A 25438-nucleotide genomic window follows, 5' to 3' on the forward strand; every position below is an offset into this window, starting at 1 on the left:
GCTTTCTTACTGCTGAGTGAAACGCCCTTGCGATCGTTTTTAAAGATTATAAAAATTCTTTAGCGAACACTGCGGTAAAATATATTTATTTGCTATTAAATAAAACGCCAGGCTCGCAAAGCTGATATTGATCTTTTATGTATTTCGTTCGCAAGGGCACGTCGTTCAGCAAAAATATCACTTTACCTATTGCTCAGTGAAATGCCTTTGCGATCCTTCATAAAATCTATATGGAATAGCTCGATAAAATCATTTATTATTATAGTAAAATATCCAAAATCAAACCAATTAAGCATTCGTCATTCATCAACTCTATCACCCCAAATTCCATACTCTCAATTAAAAGTCGTATTTTTGCAGATTCAAACAGCGAAGCAAACTTATGGAACTTATTCACAGAAACTTGGCAATCGGAATTCACGATGCCCTACAGGAGACATTTTTTGAGAAAAACAAATATGCAGATAAAGTTATCGAAAGACTTTTGAAAGCAAACAGAAAATGGGGAAGCCAGGACAGAGCCGTTGTTTCTGAAATTTTTTACAATATTATCCGTTGGAAAAAACGCCTTGAGTACTACATGGGAGAAGGCGTGAAACCCAACAATATTTACAAACTGATTATTGCGTATTTGCTTTGGAGCAAAACCAATTATAAAAAATTCGAAGAGTTTGACGGAATCAAAATTGCTGATATCCTTACCAAGCTTAAAAAAAATACGGTTCCTACCAAAGCGATAGAATATTCTATTCCAGACTGGTTAGCCGAAACTCTTGAAAAAGAATTAGGTCCAAAATGGGAAAGAGAAATGCTTGCATTAAATGAGCAGGCTCCTACTGTTTTAAGAACAAATTCTTTAAAAACAACTACAAAAGAGCTTATTTCTGACCTTTCAGACGAGGGAGTTGTTTCTTTCCCTGTTAAAAACCATCCTGATGCCGTTCAGTTGGAAGAAAAGAAAAACGTTTTCCTGACGACTGCTTTTAAAGAAGGTTTATTTGAAGTTCAGGATGCTTCTTCTCAGAAAATAGGATATTTCCTGGATGTAAAAGAAGGACAAAGAGTGGTAGATGCCTGTGCAGGTGCTGGAGGAAAAACTCTTCACCTGGCTGCACTGATGCAAAACAAAGGTCAGATCATCGCATTAGATATCTTTGAATGGAAACTTGCGGAATTGAAACGTCGTGCTAAAAGAGCCGGTGCTCACAATATTGAAACCCGTATGATCTCTGACAATAAAGTAATCAAACGTCTTCACGAAAAAGCAGACCGACTTTTGATAGATGCACCTTGTTCCGGTCTTGGAGTTTTAAAAAGAAATCCGGACAGCAAATGGAAAATTGATCAGGACTTCATCGACAGAATTAAAAAAGAACAACAGCAGATTCTTCAGGATTATTCTAAAATGCTGAAAAAAGGAGGAAAAATGGTATATGCTACCTGTTCTATCCTTCCTTCTGAAAACAACCTGCAGGTAGATGAATTCATTAAGAACAATCCTGGATTTAAAATGATCAAGGATGAAAAAGTAATGCCAAGTGAAGGCTACGATGGATTCTACATGGCTTTGATCGAAAGAGTATCTTAATCTAAGAAACCATACAATAATATATCAACTACTCCACTCAGGGGTAGTTTTTTTATGCATGGAATTAAAAAACTTTTTGTAACAATTTTTGTAACATTTCAATACTATTCTCTACTTATTATATAGATTAACCCGTTTTTTGTTGCTGCAAAAAGTTAAAATAACTTTGCACTAAACTCATTTATTTATGTATACAAGAATTGTCTTCAATTTTCTGGCTGTTTTCGTATTCTGTCTGTTTTCTGCACAGACGTATGAAATTCAGTATACCAGTTCCTATAACGGGAAATTACTATCAGACCAGCCTTCAACAATTGTCTGGGTCAATGAAAAAGAAAACTTCATTTTAAACAGTACTATTAAAGAGCATAAAAACAGCTATCCTTTTGAGATTACCAAAGTAGAAAAACCATCCAATACTGTTGTTTCTTATGCTTTCTTAAAGCCGGAATCCATTATATCAGCTTCGGATAAAGAATCTGTAAATAAGCAGACCTTTGAGTTGACCAATGAGACTAAAAAAATTCTGGGATATACTTGTAAAAAAGCAGTGACCAAAGTTAACTCCAACACCATCGAAGTTTGGTATACCAATGATCTGAAACTCCAGGGTGGTCCCTCTGTACTTGGGCAAAATTTAGGTTTTGTTTTGGAAGTGGAGAGAAATAAAAACTCTTTAATCACCGCCAGTTCAATTAAAAAAATTAAAAATACCGGAATTGAAGTAATACTAAAAGGCTCCATCCAGTCTACCGATCAGTTAGGATATAAAGACCTGTTATGGAAAAGCAGATTTACCACACTGAATGTTTTTGAAAATGAAACCATCAATTTTTCTGACGCTTCAAAATCTGATGACCAGATAAAAAGATATGCTAACGGAACCATTATTCTTAAAAAAGTAAAATTTCCCGCTATTACTGAAGGAGAAAACATTTTCGTAGAGCTGAAACAGCAGTCAAACGGAGATGCTTACGACAGAACCGGAACTGTATTTTTCATCCCTCAGGACAAAGAAAAATCATTTTTTGACGGATTGGAGAAAGGAGCCAAAACACTTCCTGTTTTCGAAAACGGGAACGGAAAACAATATTTCGGGATCACTTCTACAGACAATTATAGTCCTGCTATGGAAATGATGAGATTCTTCACAGCGTTTGGAATCCAGCAGTTCAATCATATTCAGTTGAAAGGGAAAAACTGGCAGATGGTCAGCCCTTATCGTCAGGATATTACAGAATTAAAACCTTCATTATCCGGAAAAGAGCTTTGGGTAGGAACTTTTATTGGGAACTATGATAAAGGCGGACATAAGGTAAGTCTTGAAATTACTATTCACAAAAGCGATCAGAATATTTATAAAAACAATATTGCAATTCCTCTATTCAACACGTTGAACATTATGGAAATGGCCGGTCAGGACTACTCCACTATGTTTAATCAGGAAAAAGGATTAACCGTAGATTTTACGTTAAAAAAAGATGTTAAAAATGCGCAGTTAAGATATACAACTACAGGACATGGAGGATGGGAAAACGGTGATGAGTTTGTTCCCAAAGCCAATTCTATTTTTATGGATGGCGAATCTGTATTTTCTTTCATTCCCTGGAGAACAGATTGTGGATCTTACCGTTTGTACAATCCCGCCTCAGGAAATTTTCAGGATGGGCTTTCATCATCAGATCTCAGCAGATCCAACTGGTGTCCTGGAACGGTTACCAATCCGAACTTTATTCCGCTGGGAGATTTAAAGGCCGGAAAACATACGATTCAGATAAAAATTCCTCAAGGGCCTACAGAAGGTACAAGTTTCAGCTCATGGAATGTTTCCGGAACCCTACTTGGGGTACAATAAAACAAAACCTTCTTGCATGAGAATTGCAAGAAGGTAAAAACACAAATGATGAAAAAAAATTATTTCGAGCCACAAAGTAAGGGTTAATATTTGTATAATAAATTATCATATATTAATAAATATGTCATTTTTATTTTGTATAGAGATAGCATCATTTTAAGCCCAACGAAAAAAATCAATCTAAACCATAGAAATCAATACAAATAGTTAATATTTTTAATTAAAAATAATTTTATAGTTAAAAATATTCGCTTTTAAATATTTTTCATTGTTATTTATAAACATCAATTCTACTTTTGTTTCATAAATAATAAAAAATATGTGTGGAATAGTATGTTTATTTGACGCCAAGCAAAAAACCGAGATATTGAGACCTCAGGTTTTAGAAATGTCAAAAAAGATCCGTCATAGAGGACCGGACTGGAGTGGAGTTTTTCAGGATGAGAAAGTCGTTTTTTCTCACGAAAGGCTAGCCATTGTTGACCCTACATCGGGAAAACAGCCCTTATTTACCAAAGACGGCAAGGTAGTTTTAGCCGTAAACGGCGAAATTTATAACCACAGAGAATTAAAAGAAGAATTTCCGGATTATGAATTTCAGACTCAATCCGACTGTGAGGTAATTCTTGCCCTTTATAGAAAATACGGAAAAGAGTTTGTTGAAAAACTGAACGGAATTTTTTCCTTCGCGTTATACGATATCGAAAACGAAATATACCTTATTGCGCGTGATCATATGGGAATATGCCCGCTCTACCAAGGCTGGGATAAAAACGGAAACTATTATGTAGCCTCAGAACTCAAAGCTCTGGAAGGAGTTTGCAGAACCATTGAAACCTTTCTACCGGGACATTTGGTATACAGCAAAGACGGAAGTGAGCTTCAAAAGTGGTACACCAGAGAATGGGACAGTTTCGATCATGTAAAAGATAACAAAACAGATATTACAGCATTAAGAAAAGGACTTGAAGACGCTGTTCACAGACAGCTAATGAGTGATGTTCCTTACGGCGTTCTTCTTTCCGGCGGACTGGATTCTTCCGTTATTTCTGCTATCACTGCAAAATTTGCAAGGCAAAGAATCGAAAGTGGAGATACCCAGGAAGCATGGTACCCGAGACTTCACAGTTTTGCAGTAGGACTTGTAGGTTCTCCTGATCTGGCTGCGGCACAAAAAGCGGCAGAACATATAGGATCCGTTCACCATGAAGTTAACTTCACCGTTCAGGAAGGATTGGACGCTGTACGCGATGTTATTTATCATCTGGAAACTTATGATGTTACTACCATTAGAGCCTCTACCCCAATGTATCTTTTGGCCAGAGTTATCAAATCGATGGGAATCAAAATGGTGCTTTCGGGAGAAGGTTCAGATGAATTGTTCGGTGGCTATTTATATTTCCATAAAGCACCGAATGCCAAAGAATTTCATGATGAAACAGTAAGAAAACTGGGAAAACTTCACCTTTACGACTGCTTAAGAGCCAATAAAGCACTGATGAGTTGGGGAATTGAAGGCAGAGTCCCTTTTCTTGATAAAGAATTTATGGATATTGCCATGACCGTTAACCCACAGGATAAGATGATCAATACTGCTGAAGGGAAAATTGAAAAATGGGTACTGCGAAAAGCCTTTGAAGATCTTCTTCCGGAATCTATCGTATGGAGACAGAAAGAGCAGTTTTCAGATGGTGTAGGATATTCATGGATCGATACTTTGAAAGAAGTTGCAGAAAAAGAAGTGAGCGATGAAATGATGACAAACGCACGATTCAGATTTCCGTTAAACACTCCTCAAAACAAAGAAGAATATCGATACAGAACTATTTTTGAGGAACATTTCCCAAGTGAAACTTCTGCAGCGACAGTACCTTCTGTTCCTTCTGTAGCCTGCTCTACTCCTATTGCACTGGAATGGGACGAAGCTTTCAAAAAAATGAATGATCCGAGCGGAAGATCGGTGAAAGTGCATGAAACATCATATTAGGAATGAGATTTGTGAATGGTGAATTTGCTTCGCTTGTCAATTTTTTATATTTCGGATAAATGATTCGAAAATTCAGAGTTAGCTGGTTGTCTTTACAAATAAGTTCAATATCCGTCAACTATTGATGATTCATTTACAAAATAAAAATTGACGATTCACTATTCCACATTTGCTGGCGAAGCAGAATTAACCATTCATAGCAGCATTTTTCTCATGCCAACATCTAACCTCCTCATTTATAATTTATCAATCCTGTAGCGATACAGGATTTTTTCTTGAATTAACGATAATAATATAGCATAATTTAACTCACAATCCAAAATAATATCTAATAAATAATTATATTTGGAAAACGAAAATATCAATTATAAAAAAATGAGAAGAAACCTTACTGTTTTATTTGCCTTATTGTCCTTCAGTTTTGCTTTTGGGCAAGGAAAATATGGTAAATACCTGAGTTCAAAAAAGCTTGCTTTGACCTATAAAACTGTGAAAGATCAGGATAAAGACGACTATTATCAGCAATACTATTGGCTTATAAAGGCAGAACAACTGAAAACGTATCCTCACCTTAAAGACATCAAGCCCATTGTTCTCTATGAATTTGTAAAGTACGTAAACCCTCAGAATCCTACTAAAAAGCTGGATGCAAGAGGTAAAGAGCTTAGAGCTACTGCAGAATTATCTTTAAATCAGTATTTTAAAAATAAAAACTTTGAAAATAATTCTGTACTGATGTACAACCTTGAAACATATGTTGACCCTTCAAAAGGACTGTTCTATACAAAAGTTGACCCGGAAAAAATTAAGGAACTTGTACCGAAAGAATTATTTGCTTTCAACTCTGTCAACAGAAACTTAGGTGAAGAAAAGACCTATTATCTTTGGGTAGATAAGAAAAAAGATGATTTGAATATTGTTGATATTATTCCTAGCGAAAAAGATGACAAAGCTTTCTATACAAGATTAAAACAATATCTTCCAAGCTACAAATTCTCGAAATATGTTCCTACCGTAAAAAAAGGAAATAAATCTGATAAAACGGATATTGAATACTTCTACATCATGCCGTTTGAACAAAATACCGATAACATCGAATACAAAACCAAAGATTTCAAAACCTTTATCCTAAGCCAGTACAGAAAAGCCGGCGATGAATGGAAAGGAGTAGAAAAACCTAGAAAATAAATCAAAAAGTCCTGTGAAATCTCGCAGGACTTTTTTAATTTTATATGGATTTCTTTATCTAAAAGAATAAACGCTTAAAGCAAGCACTTTCTTCAAAATAAAAAAAGTCTGGAAATCATTGAATATTCCAGCCTATATACAATGACAGAAACAAGCCCGCAACAGACGTCCATAAAAAAAATTCTTCCCCTGATTCTGGCCACTGCTATTTTTATGCAGATGCTGGATTCTACGATCCTGAATACTTCTTTGCCTTCCATTGCCAAAGACCTCAACGAGTCTCCGCTTAATATGCAGAACGCCATTATCAGCTACGTTCTTACATTAGCCGTTTTCATGCCTGCCAGTGGATTTCTTGCAGACAGGTTTGGTACCAAAAAGGTTTTCATTGTTTCACTGATCCTGTTCAGCCTTGGATCTTTATTCTGTTCACTTTCTCAAAACCTTACGCATCTGGTTATTTCAAGAGTTGTGCAGGGAGTTGGAGGAAGTTTGATGACACCCGTTGGAAAACTGGCGTTAATTAAAACATTTGATAAAAACGAACTGCTCAAAGCAATGAACTTTGCGATCATTCCGGCATTGATAGGTCCTGTGCTTGGACCATTGGTTGGAGGATATATGGTTGATTATCTTTCATGGCACTGGATATTCCTTATTAATATTCCAATTGGCCTTTTAGGTATACTTTTAGGATTAAAATTTATGCCCAACTACAAATCCGATGATGTAGATTTTGATTTGAAAGGCTTCCTTATTTTTGCCGCAGCTTCCCTACTCCTTTCTGTTTCCCTGGAACTTTTTGGAGACATACAGAATATCACCCCCGTGCTGCTTGTATTTATTTTAGGATTTTTGTTCCTGTATTATTATTACAAGCATGCAAAAAGAGGGGGAAATCCTATTTTTCCATTAAACCTCTTCCAGGTAAGAACATTCCGCGTAGGAATTGTCGGAAATCTGGCCACAAGGTTAGGAATTAGCTCAGTTCCTTTACTTTTACCCCTGATGATCCAGATCGCTTATAAACAGTCTGCGGTTACTTCAGGGTGGATTATTGCGCCTATGGCCATTACAGCTATCTTCGGAAAATCAACCGTCATAAAAATTCTGGATAAATATGGTTACCGCCAAACCCTTATGATTAATACATTTATCATTGGAACTTTAATCTGCATGCTTGCCATACCCAATATTCACACTTCTTTATATTGGTTTGTTCCTATTATTGCGGTGCTGGGATTTTTTAATTCCATTCAGTTTACCTCGATGAATACAATTTCTATTGCAGACTTAAGAAATTTCCAGACCAGCAGCGGCAATTCACTCATATCTGTTAATCAGCAGCTGGCTATCGGTTTCGGAATTGCTTTCGGATTGATTGTTTTAAAACTGTTTGAAAATACTGACCTTATTCAGGGAGAAATTCACAATGCTTTCCGATATACTTTTTTAACCGTAGGAATTCTGACAATCTTCTCCGGTTTAGTGTTCAGAAGACTCCATATTTCAGATGGAAAAAATATGAAATCGAAAGAAGAGTGATGATCAATCATTTAAAACCTGTAAAAAAGCCACATCAGATAATAATTTTATTTACACTTTCTGCTTTCTTTATTGTTCTTCTACGAACTTAACACAGATCAATGTTTTTCCGATGCTGTCAAAGTATTTTTGTATACATAAAAAATCAACAATGTGATGGCAACTAAAAAAGTAGAAATCGTAGTATCTCCAAAACCTGCACATTTTGTAGGGGATGGTTTCAGAGTTCACAATTTTATTCCCGGCGTGCACGGATTGGATATGAAAAGAATGGACCCGTTCATTATGCTGGATTACAATTCAAAATTTCATTTCAATGGTTCAGACAGACCGAGAGGAGTGGGCGTTCATCCGCACAGAGGTTTTGAAACCGTAACCATAGCCTATAGTGGTAAAGTAGAACATCATGACAGTGCAGGCGGTGGTGGCATTATCGGCGAAGGTGATGTACAGTGGATGACTGCAGCGAAAGGAGTTCTTCATAAAGAATATCACGAAACAGAATGGGCCAAAGAAGGCGGAATTTTCCAAATGGTTCAGCTTTGGGTGAACCTTCCCGCAAAAGATAAAATGAGCTGTCCAAAATATCAGTCCATCGAAAATTCCAAAATGGAAAGAGTAGATTTACATGAAAACGGTTTTGTAGAAGTGATTGCCGGAGAATACAACGGACACCAAGGTCCTGCATCTACTTTCACACCTGTTCATATGATGAATGCAAAACTGAAAACCGGTGGAAAAGCTCAATTCAGTTTTCCTGCTCATTACAATACGGCAGCTTTGGTCATTGAAGGAAATGTGATCATCAATGGAGAAGAGAAAGTAAAACAGGACCACTTTGCTTTATTTAAAAATGAAGGTGAAACTTTCAGTATTGAAGCAACGGAAGACTCCATTGTTTTGATCATCAGCGGAGAACCTATCAATGAACCTATCTATCCTCACGGGCCTTTTGTAATGAACTCAAGAGAAGAGATCATGCAGGCTTTTGAAGACTACAATACCGGTAAATTCGGTTATTTGGAGGATTAAAAGAATTAAATTTATCTTAATCTTCAATTAGACCTTTTTTTATTAACTTTATATAATGGCAAACCTTATAGGTTGTAAAAATCTATAAGGTTTAATTGTCTTCATCAACAATTTCCTGCTTTAATGGGAAGCCGTATCCTTACTTAATACAGAATATTATGAAATCAGAATTTGAAAATATACCTCTCATAAAAGCCGAGAAAAGATTTGAAATAGAGTTTAACGGACATTACGCCTTCATCGATTACCGCGAGACTACACACCAGATCGCCTTGATACATACCGAAGCAGAACCTGAACTGGCAGGAACGGGTGCAGCAGCGGCCGTAGTAGAAAAAACGCTGAATTATATCGAAGAAAGTGATAAAAAGCTTCTTCCTTTCTGTCCTTATGTTTTTGCTTTTATAAAAAAACATTCTGAATGGAAGCGCATCGTTGATGAAAAGTTTGAAGGATATGACAAACTTTAATTCGACCAAAAAACGATTCAACTTACATACAATTAAAAAAAGTAATACAGCATTATGTCAAATATTGGACTTATCATAGAAGAAAAAGCAGCGGATATAGGAAACTTTCTGGTAGGAAGACTTCTTCCTTTCCGTGAAAAAAGAGCAGTGGGACCTTTTGTTTTCATCGATCATATGGGCCCTTCAGAATTAAAAGATTATCAAAATCTTGATGTTCCGCCACATCCGCACATTGGCTTATCGACTCTGACTTATCTGTTGGAAGGTTCTATTTTTCATAGAGACAGCATCGGAAGCGCTATTGAAATAAAACCAGGGGCTGTGAACTGGATGACTGCCGGAAAAGGTGTGGTGCATTCTGAGAGAACTCCCGAATATTTAAGACACAGTGATAAGAGACTTCACGGTTTCCAGATCTGGGTAGGTCTTCCTAAACATCTTGAACAGGCAGAACCTACTTTTCATCATATTGAAGCGGATGATATTCCTGTTTGGGAAGAAGATGGAATTCAGTATAAATTAATCGCAGGAGAAGCATTTGGAAAAACGTCTCCCGTTCCTGTACACAGCAAGTTATTTTTTATTGAGATCAAAACCAAAGATGCTAAGAAAATAAGCATAGGGAAAGACCTTTATGGAGAAGCAGCCATGTATGTTCTGGACGGAACGGTAACCACAGACGGAAATTCCTATGGTTCAAAACAGCTGATGATTGCCAAAGACACCCAACTTTGCGAATTCGACATGAGCGAAAATGGTACTGTCTATCTTTTTGGTGGTGAACCTTTTGATGAGGAACGTTTCATCTTCTGGAACTTTGTAAATTCTGATAAAGAAATGATTGACCAGGCCAAAGTAAACTGGAACGACCAGAATCATGAAGCATTTCCTTTGGTTCCGGGTGACGATCAGGAATATGTTCCTCTACCTAAAGCTATTTTAAACAGAAAATAATATCCGGTCCGGATCATAAAAACCATGAAGATATTAGCATTTGCAGGAAGTACTTCTTCCACATCCATCAACAGAGAACTGGTAAAATTTGTTCTGAAAGATTTTCAGGACGAGGAAATCAACCTTATTGACCTCAACAATTTTACGATGCCTGTTTTTTCGGTAGATCTTGAAAAGAAAGGCTTTCCAGATGAAGCCCACCATTTTTTGAAAGTAATTGAAGAATGTGACGTGATTATCTGCTCGCTTGCAGAACACAACAGATCTTACAGTGCTGCTTTTAAAAATGTTTTCGACTGGGCTTCTAGAATTAATGTAAAGGTATTTCAAAACAAACCTATGTTTCTGATGAGTACTTCTCCCGGAGGTTATGGCGGTGGAAATGTAATGAATACTGCAAAAACATTTTTTCCTCAGTTTGCTGCAGACATTAAGGAAACCTTTTCGCTTCCAAAGTTCTATGAAAATTTTGATCTGGAAAGCGGAGTGATCAATCCTGACCTGCTGGCTGATCTGAAGAATAAACTAAACAATTTTAAAATTCAGATTAAAAATAATAACTAAAGGAAAGGATTCTGAGGAATATATATATCGATTATATTTTATATACCCGACATAGCAACTTCATTTTTTTATCCTTATATTGCCATAGGTTTTTATTATATCGTGGCGCTCATATGGCTGATTCCGGACAAAAGAATCGAAAAATCATTAAAAGAAAATTGATATGGAAACACACGAATATCCTAACGGTAACATTACTGTCATCTGGCAGCCTCAGAAGTGTATCCACTCGGCTGTATGTGTAAAAACTCTTCCCCAGGTTTACAATCCCAAAGACAGACCCTGGATAAAAGCAGAGAATGCGACACCGGAAGAGCTTAAAAATCAAATAGATCTATGCCCTTCTGGTGCGTTAAGTTATAAATTCAATACAGAGAAATAATGGCGGTAACGGTAAAAGCAAGTTTAGGAAAAACAAAATACTATACGGAGGTAACTGCTGGTGAAAATAAGATCATCACGGATGAACCCATTGACAAAGGCGGCCAGAATAAAGGTTTTAATCCTTTGGAAATTTTAGCAACCTCTCTGGCAAGCTGCACTGCAGCGACATTAAGAATGTATATCGAGAGAAAAGAATGGGATGTGGAAAACATCAACGTAGAAGTGGAACTGGAGAATTACCCATTGACCAAAAGAGCGGTTTTCAAAAGAGATATCACTTTTGAAGGTATCCTGGATGATGAGCAGCTGAAAAGATTGCACACCATTGCCGATGCATGCCCTGTTCATAAAATATTAACCAACGACATAGAAATATTAACTAAATTCTCATAGTATGATCGAAGTAAAACAAAACAACGACGAAAAACACGGAAGTTTTGAAGCTTTCATAGATGGAAGACGCGCAGGAACAATGACGTATACCTGGGCAGGAGAAGAAAGATTTATTATAGACCACACGGAGGTGGAAGAAGCTTACAACGGAAAAGGCGTAGGCAAGGAAATGCTTTTGGCAGCAGTAGATTTTGCCCGAAAAAACGGGAAAAAGATCATTCCGCTTTGTCCTTTTGCGAAAGCTAGTTTCCAGAAGAGTGAGGAAATTCAGGATGTTTTAGTGAACTGATCACTTTTCCACCCTTACCATATAAACCTTTCAGAGAATCTCTGGAAGGTTTTTTATTTCTAAAATGAAACCTCCAACAGACTCCATTGTAAATTCACGATTCACGACTGATCTTTTTTATATATTTGCTAAAATTTAAAATCAAAGCATGAATCCAGGAACGATCCTTTTGCTATTTGTCTTTATCTACTTCATCGGTCTTTTGGTGATTTCTTATTTTACCAGCCGGAATTCTGACAATCAGTCCTTCTTTATTGGCAACAAAAAAAGTAAATGGTGGCTTGTAGCGTTCGGAATGATAGGCACCAGCCTCAGTGGGGTTACCTTTATTTCTGTTCCGGGAACTGTAGGAAAAATGACCGGTTCCGAATACATCTATGGCGGTTTTGAATATTACATGATGGTAATCGGTTTTTTCATTGGATACTTCATTGTTGCAGCCATATTGCTTCCTCTCTATTATAAAATGAATCTTACTTCTATTTACACGTATTTAGGAAAAAGATTCAATGTGGAAGCGCATAAAATCGGGTCTATATTCTTCATTATTTCAAGAGCAATTGGAGCTACCGCAAGATTATATTTGGTAGTAAATGTATTGCAGATCTTTTTGCTGGAGGGACTAGGGGTTCCATTTTGGGTAACTTCGATGGTTCTTTTACTGATGGTTCTTCTGTATACTTTCGAAGGAGGAGTAAAAACGATCGTTATCACAGATACTTTACAGACGTCTTTCATGATTATCAGTTTGATCGCCTGTATCGTCTTTATATTATCCAATCTTAATCTGTCGTTTGGTGAAGCATATACTATTTTAGAACAGAAAAATTATACTCATTTCATCAATTTTGATCCGAATTCCAAAACATTTTTCCTGAAAACAATTTTGGGAGGAATTTTCATCACCATTGCAATGACTGGTCTGGATCAGGAAATGATGCAGAAAAATATCTCTGTAGACAACCTTAAAAATTCTAAAAAGAATATGTTGACTTTTGCAGGAACACTTCTTCTTGTAAATCTGGCATTTCTTTTCTTAGGAGGGTTACTTTATCTTTTTGCTTTGCAGAACGGTGCAGAATACGGAACAATAAACGCTGAAACAGTAACCAATATTTTCGGATTTAAAGATTCCGCAGGGAATATTAAAAACATCATGGGAGATGACCTTTTCCCGGCTTTATCTCTTCAGGGATATTTCCCAATGTTTATTTCAATCATCTTTATTATCGGATTGATCTCTGCGTTGTTCCCTTCTGCTGATGGAGCTTTAACTGCGGTTACAAGTTCATATTGTGTTGATCTTTTAAATCTGAATGAAGATAAAACCAAAACCGAAAAAGAAAAGAAACATCTTCGTATGAAGGTGCATTTAACTTTCACCGTTGTTTTCTTCATTTTAATCATGATTTTTAAAGCTTTAAACGATAAATCTATTGTTTATCTGATCATGGAAATCGCAGGATATACTTACGGACCTTTGTTAGGGCTTTTTGCTTTCGGAATTTTCACCAAATTCAATATTTCGAAAAAATACTCCATTCTTACCGTGACTCTTTTAGCTCCTATAATTACCTATTTAATCAATCTGGCCGTTACTACTTACACCGATTACCGAATTGGTGTAGAACTGATTGTTCTGAACGGACTGCTTACATTCATCGGCTTATGGCTGGTAAAGAATAAATCTTATTTAAAGGTGGTATAATCTAAAACTACCGATACTTATAAAAACGAAGAAGGCTGTTTTCATAATTGATGAAAACAGCCTTCTTTATATATTGGGATAGTCAGAATCGTATTATTCTTTAATCCATTTTACAGCTTGTTCGAAATCTTTGGTTTTTACTTTGATCACATAGTTTCCTTTTACCAGTTCCGTTAAGTTAAATGTTCCAACTTTATCGTTGCTTAGCTTATTATTCTGCTGGCTGAATACCAATCTTCCGCTTGCATCATATACCGTAATATCGTATGCGTCATTAGGTTTGGCAAATTTAATATTAACAATTCCTTTGCTTGGATTAGGGTATACAGAAAATACATCTGCTTTTCCTGATACCTCACTTACCCCCAGTATTTGTTTGTTAATAGTGAAATTAATCGGGTTGATATTATAGAATACATTTCCTTCTCCTGCTACCATAATTCTCGCCTGTGTTGTATTCACATCAGGAATTGTAATAGTTTCTGATCCGTCATTAGGGGTAGAAGCTAAAATGGTGATCGGATAAGTAAGTCCACCGTCTGTTGAAAGATAAATACTTACATTAGCACAACTTACCGGAACGTCAGTAGTATTGGCTACATCCCACGTAATCGTCTGAGTACTGTTTCCTGTCCAGCTTACCGCAGTATTGGGTGCCGTTACAGTAAATGGTCCTGCACTGTCTACCACCGTAACGATTGCATCATCGTTAGCGACTCCGGCACAACCTGCATTATTATCTCTTACCGTCAGTCTGAACTCCATTGTTCTTGCATAGGATGGTAAAATCTCACCGATCGTTGTTGTGTTATTGATAACATCTGTAATTTTTGGGAAATATCTGTAAGGAACCGTTGTAGGTATAAATGATCTGAATATAGCTGCATTTCCTATTGGAGCATTCCAGTTTCCGGCCGGCCCCACATCATTTTGTTCCCAGCAGTACGTAAGTCCGGTGTTTTCAGCATCTGTGGCAGAACCTGTTAGTTTGAACGGTGTACTTTTAGGAATCGTATAATTATTTCCAGCGTTGACAACAGGGGCCGTATTCGCTACAGGATTGGTCACCTGGCAAGTCGTAGATTGTACTTTTGTCGTTATAGACTGGAATGAACGGGTATGGAAAATAGGAATACTGTTAGCTGCCAGGTTATTTGAGCTTAGACAAATTCCTGCATATGCCATAATGGTAATACCACTTCCCGGCTCAACTGCATTAGCCGCACTACGGTTGCCACCACCGCAGCTTCCAGTTGTTGCATTGAAGGTGTGAGGGCCACCAAACTGATGACCAACTTCATGGGCAACATAATCTATATCATATGGATCACCAACTGGATTGGGAGAACCTGTAATTCCTCTTGCTTTGCTTGAATTGCTACAAATTACTCCTAATCCGGCCAATCCACCGCCACCTGTACTGAAGGTATGGCCGATATCATAATTGGCATTTCCAATCAACAGGTCAATTTGAGTTTGGCTTTCGTTAATTAATGTATTGGCATTATTATTTCCGTTAAAAGGATCGGTAGCTGCGTTGGTAAAAATAGCATTGGTTTCGTTATCTACCAGTACCAATCTTGAAGCAACTTCCTGTTCGTATACTCCATTCACTCTGTTTACACTGGTTACAATTGCAGACAACGTCTGAGCAACTGTTGGAGTAGCAGTTCCGGTAGCCGCTACAGCATATTCGCCTGTACAAGCTACTGCAAATCTGAAAATTCTAATTTGAGTTCCTACGCTTGGAGTGACGGTTTTTTGTGCATTTTTTTTTTCTACTTGAAGATCTTCAGCATGCGTTTCACATGTCATAGGATTTTTATTGATCAGATCACTCTTCTTATAAATAATATAGTTATCAATATTATTCTTTGCGTAAGGATCAATATAAGTATCACCTGCTATTACCGATTTTATTTGGGCATGAAATCCTAATTCTGTAAAATCAAGCTTTATAGTAGCATACTGATCATCAATACCCTGCCCTGTTAGCGTAACAATTTGAGGGAACTGACCGGCTAGTTTTGGAGCCATTACAGAAGATTTCCAGACTCTGAACTTTGCTTTTGATCCGTCAGCCATAGGCAGTACAATAATCGGAGCTTTCCCTTTGAAATCACTATCTCCCAATTCCGGAACAGCATTGAAGTAGTTTTTCAGGTCAGCAACCTTCAGTTGATAGGTGAGAAATTTTTCCGGTTGCACTGTCCTGCTTTTGGGATCTGATGTGATGGACCTCTCGCTGATCTTTGTAAAGAAATCCTGTGCCTTTCCCAGGGAGATGGATATAATAAATATCCCCAGAGATAATAGTTTTTTAATTTTCATAATTTATGATATTTTGAGATTGCCATATATATAAGCTGGTGTAATAAAAACCTTCATTTTTTATAAAATTAATAAATTTTAAGATAAAATCGTCATAAAAAAAATAAAAATTAAAAAATATTAGTAAAAAACACAGGCTCCATTCTTTCAAAAAAATAAAATTATATTTTTTGAAAAACATGAAATATTTCAATCGAAAAGCCTTCCATAAGGCAGTTGCCGCATTTTTGAAATTATTATCTTAATTTGAGACAAAAACATATTTCAATCATAAAAAATATCCCGATTTTTGAATCTGTATTGATCGTTGGTTTTACTAATATTCAGAAAAATATTGAAGAAACGTCTTTGAAAAGCATACCTTCTACAATCATTATAGAAAAGGGAAAATATAAAATTTCAGTTATTTAATGGAGAATGTACGGGAGAATATGGGAAAGATTGAGAATATTTTACTATTGAGGATTATGATATGAAAACAGAGCTTACCTTAAAATTTATTAATAATATTATCAAGTAAATTCAATTTCACCTCAACAAAGATTGTTAAAAACAGGAAAATATTAAAATTAATTAAAAATGAGCTTTTTTTGGTTCCTATTTTTGTATTTCCATAAGCCACTAAAAAATTGTAAATTTGTGCAAATAAATCAGATATAATGAGTAAAAGTATTGAAGAGCTAAAATCTCTTGCTACACAGATCAGAAGAGACATTTTAAGAATGGTTCATGCTGTAAATTCAGGACACCCAGGTGGAAGCTTAGGTTGTACAGAATACTTCACAGCCCTTTACGGTAAAGTATTGAACTATCATCTTCCTTTCACAATGGAAGGTAAAAATGAGGATCATTTTTATCTATCAAACGGGCATATTTCTCCTGTGTTCTACTCTACTTTAGCTAGATTTGGTTTCTTTCCGGTAGAGGAGCTTAGCACTTTCAGAAAACTGGATTCAAGATTACAGGGTCACCCTACAACTCATGAAGGACTTCCTGGGATCAGAGTAGCATCAGGATCTCTTGGACAAGGACTTTCTGTGGCTTTAGGAGTAGCTCAGGGTAAAAAACTGGATGGTGATCAATCTCTTGTTTACTCTCTTCACGGAGATGGTGAGCTTCAGGAAGGTCAGGTTTGGGAAGCTTTCATGTATGCTGCTGCTAAAAAAGTAGATAACATTATCTCTACTATAGATTACAATGGCCGTCAGATTGATGGTGATACAGATGATGTATTAAGCTTAGGAAATCTTCATGCTAAACTTGAAGCATTCGGATGGGTTGTTTTAGAAGAAAAGAACGGTAACGATCTTGAAGCAGTAATCGGAATTCTTGAAAGAGCAAAAACTGAAACAGGAAAAGGAAAACCTGTAGCTATTCTTCTTCATACAGAAATGGGACAAGGAGTAGATTATATGATGGGATCTCATGCATGGCATGGTAAAGCTCCAAATGATGAGCAGCTGACCAATGCATTACAACAGTTACCATTAGAAACACAGGCAGATTACTAAATCCTAACCTCTCGATTAATAAAAATAAAAATGAAATTTACATATACAGAAAAAAAAGACACACGTTCAGGATTCGGAGCAGGATTAGCTGAACTTGCTGATAAAAACCCTAATGTAGTAGCACTTTGTGCAGACCTTATCGGTTCTTTGAAAATGGAGAAATTCATCGAGAAGGCTCCTGAAAGATTCTTCCAGGTAGGTATTGCTGAAGCTAATATGATGGGGCTTGCTGCAGGTCTTAGCATTACAGGAAAAATTCCTTTCACAGGAACTTTTGCGAACTTCTCTACTTCGAGAGTATACGACCAGATTCGTCAGTCTATCGCTTATTCTAATAAAAATGTAAAAATCTGTGCTTCTCACGCAGGTCTTACCCTAGGAGAAGATGGAGCTACTCACCAGGTATTGGAAGATATCGGGATGATGAAAATGCTTCCTGGAATGACGGTAATCAACACTTGCGATTACAACCAGACCAAAGCGGCAACATTAGCGATTGCAGACTTTGAAGGTCCTGTATATTTAAGATTCGGAAGACCCGTAGTTCCTGTATTCATCCCTGAAGATATGCCGTTCGAAATCGGAAAAGGAATTCTTCTTCAGGAAGGTACTGATGTAACCATTGTTGCAACAGGACACCTTGTGTGGGAATCTCTTGTAGCGGCTGATGAGCTAGAAAAAGAAGGAATTTCTTGTGAAGTGATCAACATCCACACCATCAAGCCTCTTGATGAAGAAATCATCTTAAAATCTGTTGAAAAAACAGGTAAAATTGTAACAGCTGAAGAGCACAACTATCTTGGCGGTTTAGGAGAATCTGTTGCGGGAATGCTTGCAAGAAAGAGACCTACAAAACAAGAATTTGTAGCTGTACATGATACTTTCGGAGAGTCTGCAACGCCTGCAGAATTGATGAAGAAGTATAAAATTGATGCAGAAGCTGTAAAAGAAGCTGTAAAGAGAATTTTAGCTTAATATTGTAAGAGCTATTTGATATAAAAATGCGGCGGTTTCTTCGAAACCGCCGCATTTACTTTGTCTATACTTGTCATGGTTCGTAGCTTCTACCCTACTATTGTTATTTATTTTTATGTCTCGGGTTGATTCAGTGGAATACCTACCGCAACTAATATTGGATGTAATATTTTTTCGATGTACTCATCTTCTCTTCTATGAGAAGCCTTTGAACCTGAAAAGTAATTACTGATTCTATAGTTTTTCACAAACTGACTTCGCTTTTTGCCTATGGAATAATAATGTCCTCCGCTTTCATCATTGATAAAGTAGGTCATCTCTTCAAAATTCATGATCTTTTTGGCCAGAATCTGCCTTCTGTAGATACATTTCTCCGATTTATCAAAGATATATTTCACGGGAACTCTGAAGATAAGATCGAACAGAAAATACATCATATAAATTCCCCATACAATGCCTGCGATTTTAAATTGATCAGAAGACATTCTATTCATAAAATAACAGATGACAATTGGAACAGCAACAACTCCTAAAGCCAGCCACACAAGTAAGCTTCCCAGCGCATTAAAATTGGGCATAAAACTTATTTCACTTCCGGTCTCTTCAAACTTATAGCGGTCTGTGATGTCCATTGTCCGGATTATTAATATTCATAATATCTTCCGTTTCATTCACCATTTTCTGTATTCCTCCCTGGGTAAGAGCCTGTCCTACGGTAAGTTTCTTTTCTTTACCATCTACCTCGAAATAAATAGACAGCATTACATTTGTTGTAATAAATCCCATGTATTTGGTCGCCAATACATGAAAGTTTGTGAAATTTTCAAGGGGATAAGTTCTCTCAGGAACAAAAATGGTATGTTTGCCGGTAATGGTTTTCCGATCCATATCTATGATGAATTTTTTTGTAAAGAAATTGATCATAATAAGGACTACCAGAGCAATAATAATATAGCTAAAAGTTCTTGCACTGTTAAAGATCAATCCAGCAATCACTAGGAAAATAAGGCAAAGTATGGTGATAAATACCGGTTGATTTTTAAATACATATTGATTTCCTTCCTGCTTATAAAATTTATAGTTATTCATAATAATATAATTGTTATTGATATTTTATTTGGGTTTACATTTTACTACTTGAAGAGATCTTCGATCCTATATTTATTCAAAAATCCGGGCGATTTCGTCTTCATTAATCGTTTTCATGGTATTCAGATCTGTCCTGAAATAGGTATCATGAATAGAAAAATAGGCATTCATTTTTATTAGGGTATGTTCTGAAGCTTTCTTCCAGCAGTCAGAAAACCACTGTTCAAAAATCTTATACTTCTCTTCGTTATATTCGTCCATAATTTCGTCAAAATCATCATCTTCATAATGATCCTCAAAGTCTGAAACTTTATCCCATATTTCTTCAGGAATCAAGGCGCTCCATTCTTCATTAGATGCATTGCTATTCTTTTTGGTTGGCAGAGATTGGGTATTTGTCGCAATATTGCCTTTGTGATCTACTCCCCAAAACACAATATTCAGATAGTCAAATTCATATTCAAAATAGAAAGCTTTGATATCAGAATGCATACCGTGAAGATAGCTTATTGTTTCACCTCTCAGCAACTGAGCCAGATCATCTATAAGTCCGGAACTGATCATATCCAGATAATTTCTAAATTCAATATTTAGGTTTTGGAGATTTTCCATACGTTGAATTCACTTTTAGTTTTAAAATATTATCGTTCAATCTTTCTTCCTATCCATTTTTCAAGCTCGGCAAACATTTCATCAATAGTGAGAACTTTCAGATCCGGATGATTCTTCAACCATTGGGAATGAAGTACTGTAATATCTTCTTCCAGAGTATAAAATGAATCGTTTTTCAAAGAGTCCCGAATTTCATTGGGACCAAAATATTCGCCTTCCAGAAATATTTCAAGCTTTTCATCATCAAGTTGTTCTACTTTCGAACACTGATCCTGAAATAATTCCAGATGTTTTTCTGCACCTATTTTCTTCAGGCCTTCTTCTATCATTTTATTGAGTTCTTCAGACCAGCCGGAATTCCAGACAAACTGAGAAAAATTTCCATTTTTATATTGTGCCACATAATAATCGACGTAATAGCTCATGACTGAATCTTCATGCATATATTCTTCTGCAATTCCTTCTTCATTTAAAAGATTTACTATAGATATATTGGATGCTATTACCTCATAAGCATCATCATTTTTATAAGAGGTATCTGAGACAATTATTTTATCTTGCTTCATATGATATATTTAAAATGTGTTTTTTTAATTCCCATTCTTTTAATTGCCCCAGGTAGCCATCCATTCAAGATATTCTCTTTGATATTGATTATCATTTAGTCTTATGATGAGCTCTTTTACTTCTTCTATCTCAAATTCATACTCTGAAATGGTAAAAATCAGGAAAATATCCTCCCCTGTGATTGACGTAAAAAATCTCTCATTTTTAAGTTTCTCCAGTACTTCGATACAGGAAGAATACAGCTTAGTTTGAAAATTTTGAAATCCCTGATCATCTTCTTCATATTTTTCAAGTTCACTTCTCAATTGTGTACAAATGGTATCGAACTCATCATTGGCTCCCTCCATTTCATAGGTCCATTCTGCAGGTTCATATTTGTAATACAGCGCATCTTCCTGATCTACAGTCTCAAGTACTTTTATTGTATTGGTGGCAGGGCAAACCGTCATTGCCCCTTCATCGCTGTACAAAGCAAAACTGTAGATTTTTTCTGCTCCATGCTTTTCATACATTTCTAAAAAAGCTTTTTTAGCAGCATTTTCTATCTGCTGTTTCAAAATTCCAAAATCCATACTTCTTTTCTTTTTTAAAATGGGCGGTAAAATTACCTTAATTCAATGAAATCAGTCTATTATATTTTATATATGTATAGCCAGTTTCATGATTATGGATAACTTATCATCTGTTTTTATTATATATAATCATTCCGGGAATCATGAAAGCTACAGCAAAAAGCAGTGGAGGAACATCTCCATGAGTGAACATCCAGGAAGTTTCCCTGGAGGATCCTATTTTCACAATAACAGCCAGGCAAAAACCCGTCAGGATCAGAATAATACCCAATAGTTTTTTTTAAGTGATTGGTATTTCGTTATTCCATTTTTTTACATCTTCAATCTCATTCGTTACCTCCTGCATTGTACTCTTTCTGAAAGATTGTACGATTAGCGGACGTTTCAATCCCGAGGTATTTCTAAAATTAGCATACAGATAGCAAACTATAGGAATAAAACCCATCATCCGGAAAGTTTGCAGCTCAAAACCTTTAAGATCACCAAGGCTGTAAATAAACTTCTTACGATTTAATCCGCCATTACTGGCGGTGAGCAACCTAGACACAGGATCAAAATACCGCCTAAAAAAGAAATTTGGACTGGATGAACACACCGCTTTGGAAACATTTTTTCCAAGGGATTTTTTCCGAGTAAATTTAATGGCAAAGCTTCATTTTTTAGACCGTTATCATTACCTTTTCTATTAAGGTAATATTTCTACAATATCTGAGCTTCTTTCTTTTCAAATTGTCGAAATGAAAAGTTGAAAAAAGATCAATATCTTTTTTTCAAAACCAATTGTGTCCTGTAAAAACATTTATATTTGTATCATTTGCATCCCTATACCTTCGTGTAAGGAGATCATTTTTTATTGTGTACATGAGAAAATAATTCTGCTTTTTACAGAATATTCATAAAAACTCTATCCAATCTTCTTTTCAATACTTTACACTTTTTATCAAACTTCATGTGTTCATCAAATCCCTAATCTCCATTAATCATTAATCTGTACAATAATTACCATGTAAATTATTGAAAAATCCACTCAAAAAAACTACAAATTATACGCAATACTTAGCACTATAACGGGACCTAATTATTTATAGTTTTGATCCATCAACGTTGATGAAATATATTCTGAATCAATAGATGTAAGTGTACAGTACAGATAATGATGAGAATTATTGATCCTTACGTCAAAGGTAAATGACACAAATGATTTTAATTACACAAAAAAACTATCAAAATGAAAAAATTAGTCGGTATGAAGAGTAGTTTCTCCTCTTTAGAAAACAAGAAACTGAAAAACCTGCAAACAATTCAAGGAGGAGGAAGGTCTGCAGTTAACTATGTAGCAACCAACAACGGAGATTGCTATGACAAAGAAACATGGAGAGATCATAAGCTTGAATCTACGTTAGAAGTTTGCTAAAAAGGAATATTAGTATACATCATTATTTATAAAGGGGGAGTAATTCCCCCTTTTTTCAAATAATAAGTGAAAAATAATTTTCAAGGCGTAAATAAAAATATTCCAACCACTCATGAAAAGAAAATTAATACAAAAACAGCCTTCTATCCAAAATACCCTATTCCTATTATCTATAATTTTTCTACTATTCTCCTGCAAAACAAAAGATTATATCACCTATTATAATAAAGTGAATGAGATTGATAGTATTTATCGAAAAAACAAACAGCCGGAAGAAGTTATTAAACAATACCGAATCCTTTTCAAAAAATATGCTCCTAAAAACCAGGAACGTATTGAGGAATATGAAACTTACATTACACTGGCAGATAAGCGCAACAAAAATTTTGGAGGAAAAAAAAGTCTTTATAAACTTATTTCTTTACTTGCTCCTTATGAAGATTCTTATCAAAAACACTATGACCTGTTTAGAAAATACGGAATAGACAGCACTGAGGTAAAACAGAAAATTGCAAATTGGAAAAAAGGCTTAAATAAACGTCTGGTAGATTCTTTCAGCATAGCATTTATCCGTGATCAGGCAGAAGAGCGCAAGAATCCTCAACTGAGTGAAAAGAATGATAAAATAAATGCTCGGTTGCTGAAATGGACCTTTGAAAATTACGGTTATCCTTCTGTTCAGAAAATTGGACTTATTGGAAATAATGATGTTTTTATGCCCATGCATCCATTATTTAGCCACATGATTGATGAGGAGGAATATCCTTACTTTAAGATGAAAATGCTTGAATATATAAAATCGGGTGACTGCAATCCAAAAGATTACGCCAATATGGTAGACAGGCATGATCTGCAAATCAGTAAAAAAGAGATGCCCTTTGGCTCTTACCCAAGTTATACTGCTGTTATTGATACCGTAAAAGTAAACCGAAATAGAAAAAGTATAGGATTACCTGCCTTGAAACGTTCTTCCATCACCCAAAAAGGAACAAAATGATTCTTATTATTTCCAACAATAATGAGAGAACTACTCTAAAAGTTATACAATGGCTTGTGAATATGAAGAAAAACTTCATTCGCATCCATGAAGATGAAGTTTTTGAAATCAAAACAGAGAATAAAAAGATCTTTCTGAAGAGTGATAGAAATTCTTTTTTCCTTGAAGATATTACCAGCGTGTGGTATAGAAGAGGGAGACTGAAGATTAAACGGCTGAAATACGATAATCTTTCCGTACATGCTCATATGAATGAGATACAGCATTGGCTAGAAGATTATGTAAGAAAAACATTGGAATCTAAAAAGCACATCAATAAGGAAAGCAACAGCGATATAAATAAACTTTTGGTTTTAGAACAGGCAAGAAAAGTAGGTTTAAAAGTTCCTGAATATTTTCTGGCAGACAATACGGAACAAGTCACTCTGCATAAGACCATTATCAAAACAATTGGCGGAAACCCAATATTGGATGATATTGATAAGGATTTAAACGGTATCATGTATACTACAACGATACATCAAAAAGAAAAAACAGATTTTTTTATTACTTTCTTTCAGGAACAAATTGATAAAGAATTTGAGATAAGAACCTTTTATCTGAACGGAAAATGTTACTCAATGGCTATTTTTTCTCAGAACGACAAACAGACAAAAACAGATTTCAGGAAATATAATTTTAAAAAGCCCAATAGAAACATCCGATATCGACTTCCACAGCATGTTGAGAAAAAAGTTGAACTTCTAATGCAAACCCTGGATTTAAATTGTGGTTCATTAGATTTTATAAAATGTAAAGACGGAAAATTCTATTTTTTGGAAGTTAATACAATTGGACAATTCCTGGGACTTTCCAATATATGTAACTATTCGCTGGATAAAGAAATCGCAGAATATTTATGAAAATCAAAGTAAAAGAAAAGAACAAACTACCCCTTACTTTCAAACATATCGAAGCCTTTCACAATCAGAAAACAAAAAAAGAAAATGATGTTATCTATGTCCTGGGCTGTGAAAAATATAAAAGTAACTTTCATATCAGAGAAAAACCTTTAAAATCTCTCACAAGACTCTTATAAAAATTCCGATTTTTTTATTATTCTTTCTTCTTTATATGGATACTAGCTCTTATTCGGACAGTTTAAAAACTGAAAAAATCACTTTTTATCTCGATAGTAAAGATGAAGCCTTAATATTTCGGTCGGAAAAATTTCGACAATCAGATTCGATAAAATGTATTTGTTCCTTTAAGTGATGACACTTATGCTATTTCTATTTAAGAAGAATTTAACTGGAAAATTACAGAAGAGAAAAAGAAAATTGGCAATACAATTTAAAAAAAGCAGTCCTGTTGAACTCAATCACAAATCAGAATATAGGTAGCTTTCCAGTAATACCAACAATAAAAACTTTA

27 protein-coding genes are annotated in these 25438 nt (G+C 35.6%); 20 read left to right on the forward strand and 7 right to left on the reverse strand.

Annotated features, from left to right (window positions below; translation table 11 throughout):
• Positions 1 to 382 precede the first annotated feature (382 nt).
• From ACQ76T_RS23645 to ACQ76T_RS23705, 13 genes are all read left to right on the forward strand, one after another.
• Positions 383 to 1588, forward strand: coding sequence for an RsmB/NOP family class I SAM-dependent RNA methyltransferase (locus ACQ76T_RS23645; protein WP_431345650.1), 1206 nt, complete (start codon positions 383 to 385; stop codon positions 1586 to 1588).
• 187 nt (positions 1589 to 1775) lie between these two features.
• The gene (locus tag ACQ76T_RS23650) at positions 1776 to 3443 is read left to right on the forward strand and encodes a GLPGLI family protein (RefSeq protein ID WP_431345651.1); all 1668 of its coding nucleotides are present in this window, start codon (positions 1776 to 1778) and stop codon (positions 3441 to 3443) included.
• A gap of 319 nt (positions 3444 to 3762) precedes the next feature.
• Positions 3763 to 5430: an asparagine synthase B gene (gene asnB, locus ACQ76T_RS23655; RefSeq protein WP_431345652.1), complete on the forward strand. Its 1668-nt coding sequence runs from the start codon at positions 3763 to 3765 to the stop codon at positions 5428 to 5430.
• 345 nt (positions 5431 to 5775) lie between these two features.
• Complete coding sequence (locus tag ACQ76T_RS23660; protein ID WP_431345653.1) at positions 5776 to 6618, forward strand: hypothetical protein; 843 nt, start codon at positions 5776 to 5778, stop codon at positions 6616 to 6618.
• Positions 6619 to 6759: 141 nt separating this feature from the next.
• Entirely contained in the window at positions 6760 to 8163 is a 1404-nt protein-coding gene (locus ACQ76T_RS23665; protein ID WP_431345654.1) for an MFS transporter, read from the forward strand.
• A 156-nt stretch (positions 8164 to 8319) separates the two neighbouring features.
• On the forward strand, positions 8320 to 9195 hold the full coding sequence (locus ACQ76T_RS23670; protein WP_431345655.1) for a pirin family protein: 876 nt from the start codon (positions 8320 to 8322) through the stop codon (positions 9193 to 9195).
• Positions 9196 to 9353: 158 nt separating this feature from the next.
• On the forward strand, positions 9354 to 9665 hold the full coding sequence (locus ACQ76T_RS23675; RefSeq protein WP_431345656.1) for a GNAT family N-acetyltransferase: 312 nt from the start codon (positions 9354 to 9356) through the stop codon (positions 9663 to 9665).
• 54 nt (positions 9666 to 9719) lie between these two features.
• Positions 9720 to 10619: a pirin family protein gene (locus tag ACQ76T_RS23680; RefSeq protein ID WP_422694760.1), complete on the forward strand. Its 900-nt coding sequence runs from the start codon at positions 9720 to 9722 to the stop codon at positions 10617 to 10619.
• Positions 10620 to 10643: 24 nt separating this feature from the next.
• Entirely contained in the window at positions 10644 to 11183 is a 540-nt protein-coding gene (locus tag ACQ76T_RS23685) for an NADPH-dependent FMN reductase (RefSeq protein WP_431345657.1), read from the forward strand.
• 163 nt (positions 11184 to 11346) lie between these two features.
• A complete protein-coding gene (locus ACQ76T_RS23690; RefSeq protein ID WP_422694763.1) occupies positions 11347 to 11565 on the forward strand; it encodes a (4Fe-4S)-binding protein in 219 nt (72 codons plus the stop codon).
• Positions 11565 to 11960, forward strand: coding sequence for an OsmC family protein (locus ACQ76T_RS23695; protein WP_431345658.1), 396 nt, complete (start codon positions 11565 to 11567; stop codon positions 11958 to 11960). Before ACQ76T_RS23690 ends, ACQ76T_RS23695 begins: the two co-directional genes overlap by 1 nt.
• A gap of 1 nt (position 11961) precedes the next feature.
• Positions 11962 to 12249 (forward strand): GNAT family N-acetyltransferase, encoded by a 288-nt coding sequence (locus tag ACQ76T_RS23700; protein WP_431345659.1) that lies wholly within the window; start codon positions 11962 to 11964, stop codon positions 12247 to 12249.
• 148 nt (positions 12250 to 12397) lie between these two features.
• Positions 12398 to 13957 carry a sodium:solute symporter gene (locus ACQ76T_RS23705; RefSeq protein WP_431345660.1) on the forward strand — a complete coding sequence of 520 codons (1560 nt, stop codon included), beginning with the start codon at positions 12398 to 12400 and terminating at the stop codon, positions 13955 to 13957.
• 93 nt (positions 13958 to 14050) lie between these two features.
• On the opposite strand, the gene ACQ76T_RS23710 is transcribed toward ACQ76T_RS23705, so the two are convergent.
• A complete protein-coding gene (locus ACQ76T_RS23710; protein WP_431345661.1) occupies positions 14051 to 16288 on the reverse strand; it encodes a reprolysin-like metallopeptidase in 2238 nt (745 codons plus the stop codon).
• Positions 16289 to 16944: 656 nt separating this feature from the next.
• Between ACQ76T_RS23710 and ACQ76T_RS23715 the strand changes: the two genes are divergently transcribed.
• Positions 16945 to 17799: a transketolase gene (locus ACQ76T_RS23715; protein ID WP_431345777.1), complete on the forward strand. Its 855-nt coding sequence runs from the start codon at positions 16945 to 16947 to the stop codon at positions 17797 to 17799.
• A gap of 30 nt (positions 17800 to 17829) precedes the next feature.
• Positions 17830 to 18774 carry a transketolase family protein gene (locus ACQ76T_RS23720; protein WP_422694768.1) on the forward strand — a complete coding sequence of 315 codons (945 nt, stop codon included), beginning with the start codon at positions 17830 to 17832 and terminating at the stop codon, positions 18772 to 18774.
• Positions 18775 to 18887: 113 nt separating this feature from the next.
• On the opposite strand, the gene ACQ76T_RS23725 is transcribed toward ACQ76T_RS23720, so the two are convergent.
• The 5 genes from ACQ76T_RS23725 to ACQ76T_RS23745 all read right to left on the reverse strand — a co-directional run bounded on the left by ACQ76T_RS23725 (position 18888) and on the right by ACQ76T_RS23745 (position 21614).
• The gene (locus ACQ76T_RS23725) at positions 18888 to 19406 is read right to left on the reverse strand and encodes a hypothetical protein (RefSeq protein WP_431345662.1); all 519 of its coding nucleotides are present in this window, start codon (positions 19404 to 19406) and stop codon (positions 18888 to 18890) included.
• Positions 19384 to 19863, reverse strand: a complete 480-nt coding sequence (locus tag ACQ76T_RS23730) for a hypothetical protein (RefSeq protein WP_431345663.1) — start codon at positions 19861 to 19863, stop codon at positions 19384 to 19386. Before ACQ76T_RS23730 ends, ACQ76T_RS23725 begins: the two co-directional genes overlap by 23 nt.
• A gap of 72 nt (positions 19864 to 19935) precedes the next feature.
• Positions 19936 to 20475: a hypothetical protein gene (locus ACQ76T_RS23735; RefSeq protein ID WP_431345664.1), complete on the reverse strand. Its 540-nt coding sequence runs from the start codon at positions 20473 to 20475 to the stop codon at positions 19936 to 19938.
• 29 nt (positions 20476 to 20504) lie between these two features.
• Complete coding sequence (locus ACQ76T_RS23740; protein WP_431345665.1) at positions 20505 to 21041, reverse strand: DMP19 family protein; 537 nt, start codon at positions 21039 to 21041, stop codon at positions 20505 to 20507.
• Between the two features lie 39 nt (positions 21042 to 21080).
• A complete protein-coding gene (locus tag ACQ76T_RS23745) occupies positions 21081 to 21614 on the reverse strand; it encodes a DUF4303 domain-containing protein (RefSeq protein WP_431345666.1) in 534 nt (177 codons plus the stop codon).
• 94 nt (positions 21615 to 21708) lie between these two features.
• On the opposite strand from ACQ76T_RS23745, the gene ACQ76T_RS23750 reads away from it, so the two are divergent.
• Positions 21709 to 21888: a hypothetical protein gene (locus ACQ76T_RS23750; protein WP_431345667.1), complete on the forward strand. Its 180-nt coding sequence runs from the start codon at positions 21709 to 21711 to the stop codon at positions 21886 to 21888.
• Positions 21889 to 21894: 6 nt separating this feature from the next.
• On the opposite strand, the gene ACQ76T_RS23755 is transcribed toward ACQ76T_RS23750, so the two are convergent.
• The gene (locus ACQ76T_RS23755; protein ID WP_431345668.1) at positions 21895 to 22161 is read right to left on the reverse strand and encodes a hypothetical protein; all 267 of its coding nucleotides are present in this window, start codon (positions 22159 to 22161) and stop codon (positions 21895 to 21897) included.
• 681 nt (positions 22162 to 22842) lie between these two features.
• Here ACQ76T_RS23755 and ACQ76T_RS23760 point away from each other — a divergent pair.
• The 4 genes from ACQ76T_RS23760 (at position 22843) to ACQ76T_RS23775 (ending at position 25103) form a co-directional block, all read left to right on the forward strand.
• Positions 22843 to 23028: a TIGR04139 family peptide modification target gene (locus tag ACQ76T_RS23760; protein WP_431345669.1), complete on the forward strand. Its 186-nt coding sequence runs from the start codon at positions 22843 to 22845 to the stop codon at positions 23026 to 23028.
• A gap of 112 nt (positions 23029 to 23140) precedes the next feature.
• A complete protein-coding gene (locus ACQ76T_RS23765; protein ID WP_431345670.1) occupies positions 23141 to 24025 on the forward strand; it encodes a hypothetical protein in 885 nt (294 codons plus the stop codon).
• On the forward strand, positions 24022 to 24927 hold the full coding sequence (gwsG, locus tag ACQ76T_RS23770) for a grasp-with-spasm system ATP-grasp peptide maturase (RefSeq protein WP_431345671.1): 906 nt from the start codon (positions 24022 to 24024) through the stop codon (positions 24925 to 24927). Before ACQ76T_RS23765 ends, gwsG begins: the two co-directional genes overlap by 4 nt.
• The gene (locus ACQ76T_RS23775; RefSeq protein WP_431345672.1) at positions 24924 to 25103 is read left to right on the forward strand and encodes a hypothetical protein; all 180 of its coding nucleotides are present in this window, start codon (positions 24924 to 24926) and stop codon (positions 25101 to 25103) included. Before gwsG ends, ACQ76T_RS23775 begins: the two co-directional genes overlap by 4 nt.
• The last annotated feature ends 335 nt before the right edge of the window (positions 25104 to 25438 follow it).

This window comes from Chryseobacterium sp. JK1, from assembly GCF_050632815.1.
GTDB lineage: Bacteria > Bacteroidota > Bacteroidia > Flavobacteriales > Weeksellaceae > Chryseobacterium.

Coding starts and splice junctions, on each gene's coding strand:
- ACQ76T_RS23645 (WP_431345650.1), top strand. CDS start 383: ATGGAACTTATTCACAGAAACTTGGCAATCGGAATTCACGATGCCCTA.
- ACQ76T_RS23650 (WP_431345651.1), top strand. CDS start 1,776: ATGTATACAAGAATTGTCTTCAATTTTCTGGCTGTTTTCGTATTCTGT.
- asnB (WP_431345652.1), top strand. CDS start 3,763: ATGTGTGGAATAGTATGTTTATTTGACGCCAAGCAAAAAACCGAGATA.
- ACQ76T_RS23665 (WP_431345654.1), top strand. CDS start 6,760: ATGACAGAAACAAGCCCGCAACAGACGTCCATAAAAAAAATTCTTCCC.
- ACQ76T_RS23670 (WP_431345655.1), top strand. CDS start 8,320: ATGGCAACTAAAAAAGTAGAAATCGTAGTATCTCCAAAACCTGCACAT.
- ACQ76T_RS23675 (WP_431345656.1), top strand. CDS start 9,354: ATGAAATCAGAATTTGAAAATATACCTCTCATAAAAGCCGAGAAAAGA.
- ACQ76T_RS23680 (WP_422694760.1), top strand. CDS start 9,720: ATGTCAAATATTGGACTTATCATAGAAGAAAAAGCAGCGGATATAGGA.
- ACQ76T_RS23685 (WP_431345657.1), top strand. CDS start 10,644: ATGAAGATATTAGCATTTGCAGGAAGTACTTCTTCCACATCCATCAAC.
- ACQ76T_RS23690 (WP_422694763.1), top strand. CDS start 11,347: ATGGAAACACACGAATATCCTAACGGTAACATTACTGTCATCTGGCAG.
- ACQ76T_RS23695 (WP_431345658.1), top strand. CDS start 11,565: ATGGCGGTAACGGTAAAAGCAAGTTTAGGAAAAACAAAATACTATACG.
- ACQ76T_RS23700 (WP_431345659.1), top strand. CDS start 11,962: ATGATCGAAGTAAAACAAAACAACGACGAAAAACACGGAAGTTTTGAA.
- ACQ76T_RS23705 (WP_431345660.1), top strand. CDS start 12,398: ATGAATCCAGGAACGATCCTTTTGCTATTTGTCTTTATCTACTTCATC.
- ACQ76T_RS23710 (WP_431345661.1), bottom strand. CDS start 16,288: ATGAAAATTAAAAAACTATTATCTCTGGGGATATTTATTATATCCATC.
- ACQ76T_RS23720 (WP_422694768.1), top strand. CDS start 17,830: ATGAAATTTACATATACAGAAAAAAAAGACACACGTTCAGGATTCGGA.
- ACQ76T_RS23725 (WP_431345662.1), bottom strand. CDS start 19,406: ATGGACATCACAGACCGCTATAAGTTTGAAGAGACCGGAAGTGAAATA.
- ACQ76T_RS23730 (WP_431345663.1), bottom strand. CDS start 19,863: ATGAATAACTATAAATTTTATAAGCAGGAAGGAAATCAATATGTATTT.
- ACQ76T_RS23735 (WP_431345664.1), bottom strand. CDS start 20,475: ATGGAAAATCTCCAAAACCTAAATATTGAATTTAGAAATTATCTGGAT.
- ACQ76T_RS23740 (WP_431345665.1), bottom strand. CDS start 21,041: ATGAAGCAAGATAAAATAATTGTCTCAGATACCTCTTATAAAAATGAT.
- ACQ76T_RS23745 (WP_431345666.1), bottom strand. CDS start 21,614: ATGGATTTTGGAATTTTGAAACAGCAGATAGAAAATGCTGCTAAAAAA.
- ACQ76T_RS23750 (WP_431345667.1), top strand. CDS start 21,709: ATGGATAACTTATCATCTGTTTTTATTATATATAATCATTCCGGGAAT.
- ACQ76T_RS23760 (WP_431345669.1), top strand. CDS start 22,843: ATGAAAAAATTAGTCGGTATGAAGAGTAGTTTCTCCTCTTTAGAAAAC.
- ACQ76T_RS23765 (WP_431345670.1), top strand. CDS start 23,141: ATGAAAAGAAAATTAATACAAAAACAGCCTTCTATCCAAAATACCCTA.
- gwsG (WP_431345671.1), top strand. CDS start 24,022: ATGATTCTTATTATTTCCAACAATAATGAGAGAACTACTCTAAAAGTT.
- ACQ76T_RS23775 (WP_431345672.1), top strand. CDS start 24,924: ATGAAAATCAAAGTAAAAGAAAAGAACAAACTACCCCTTACTTTCAAA.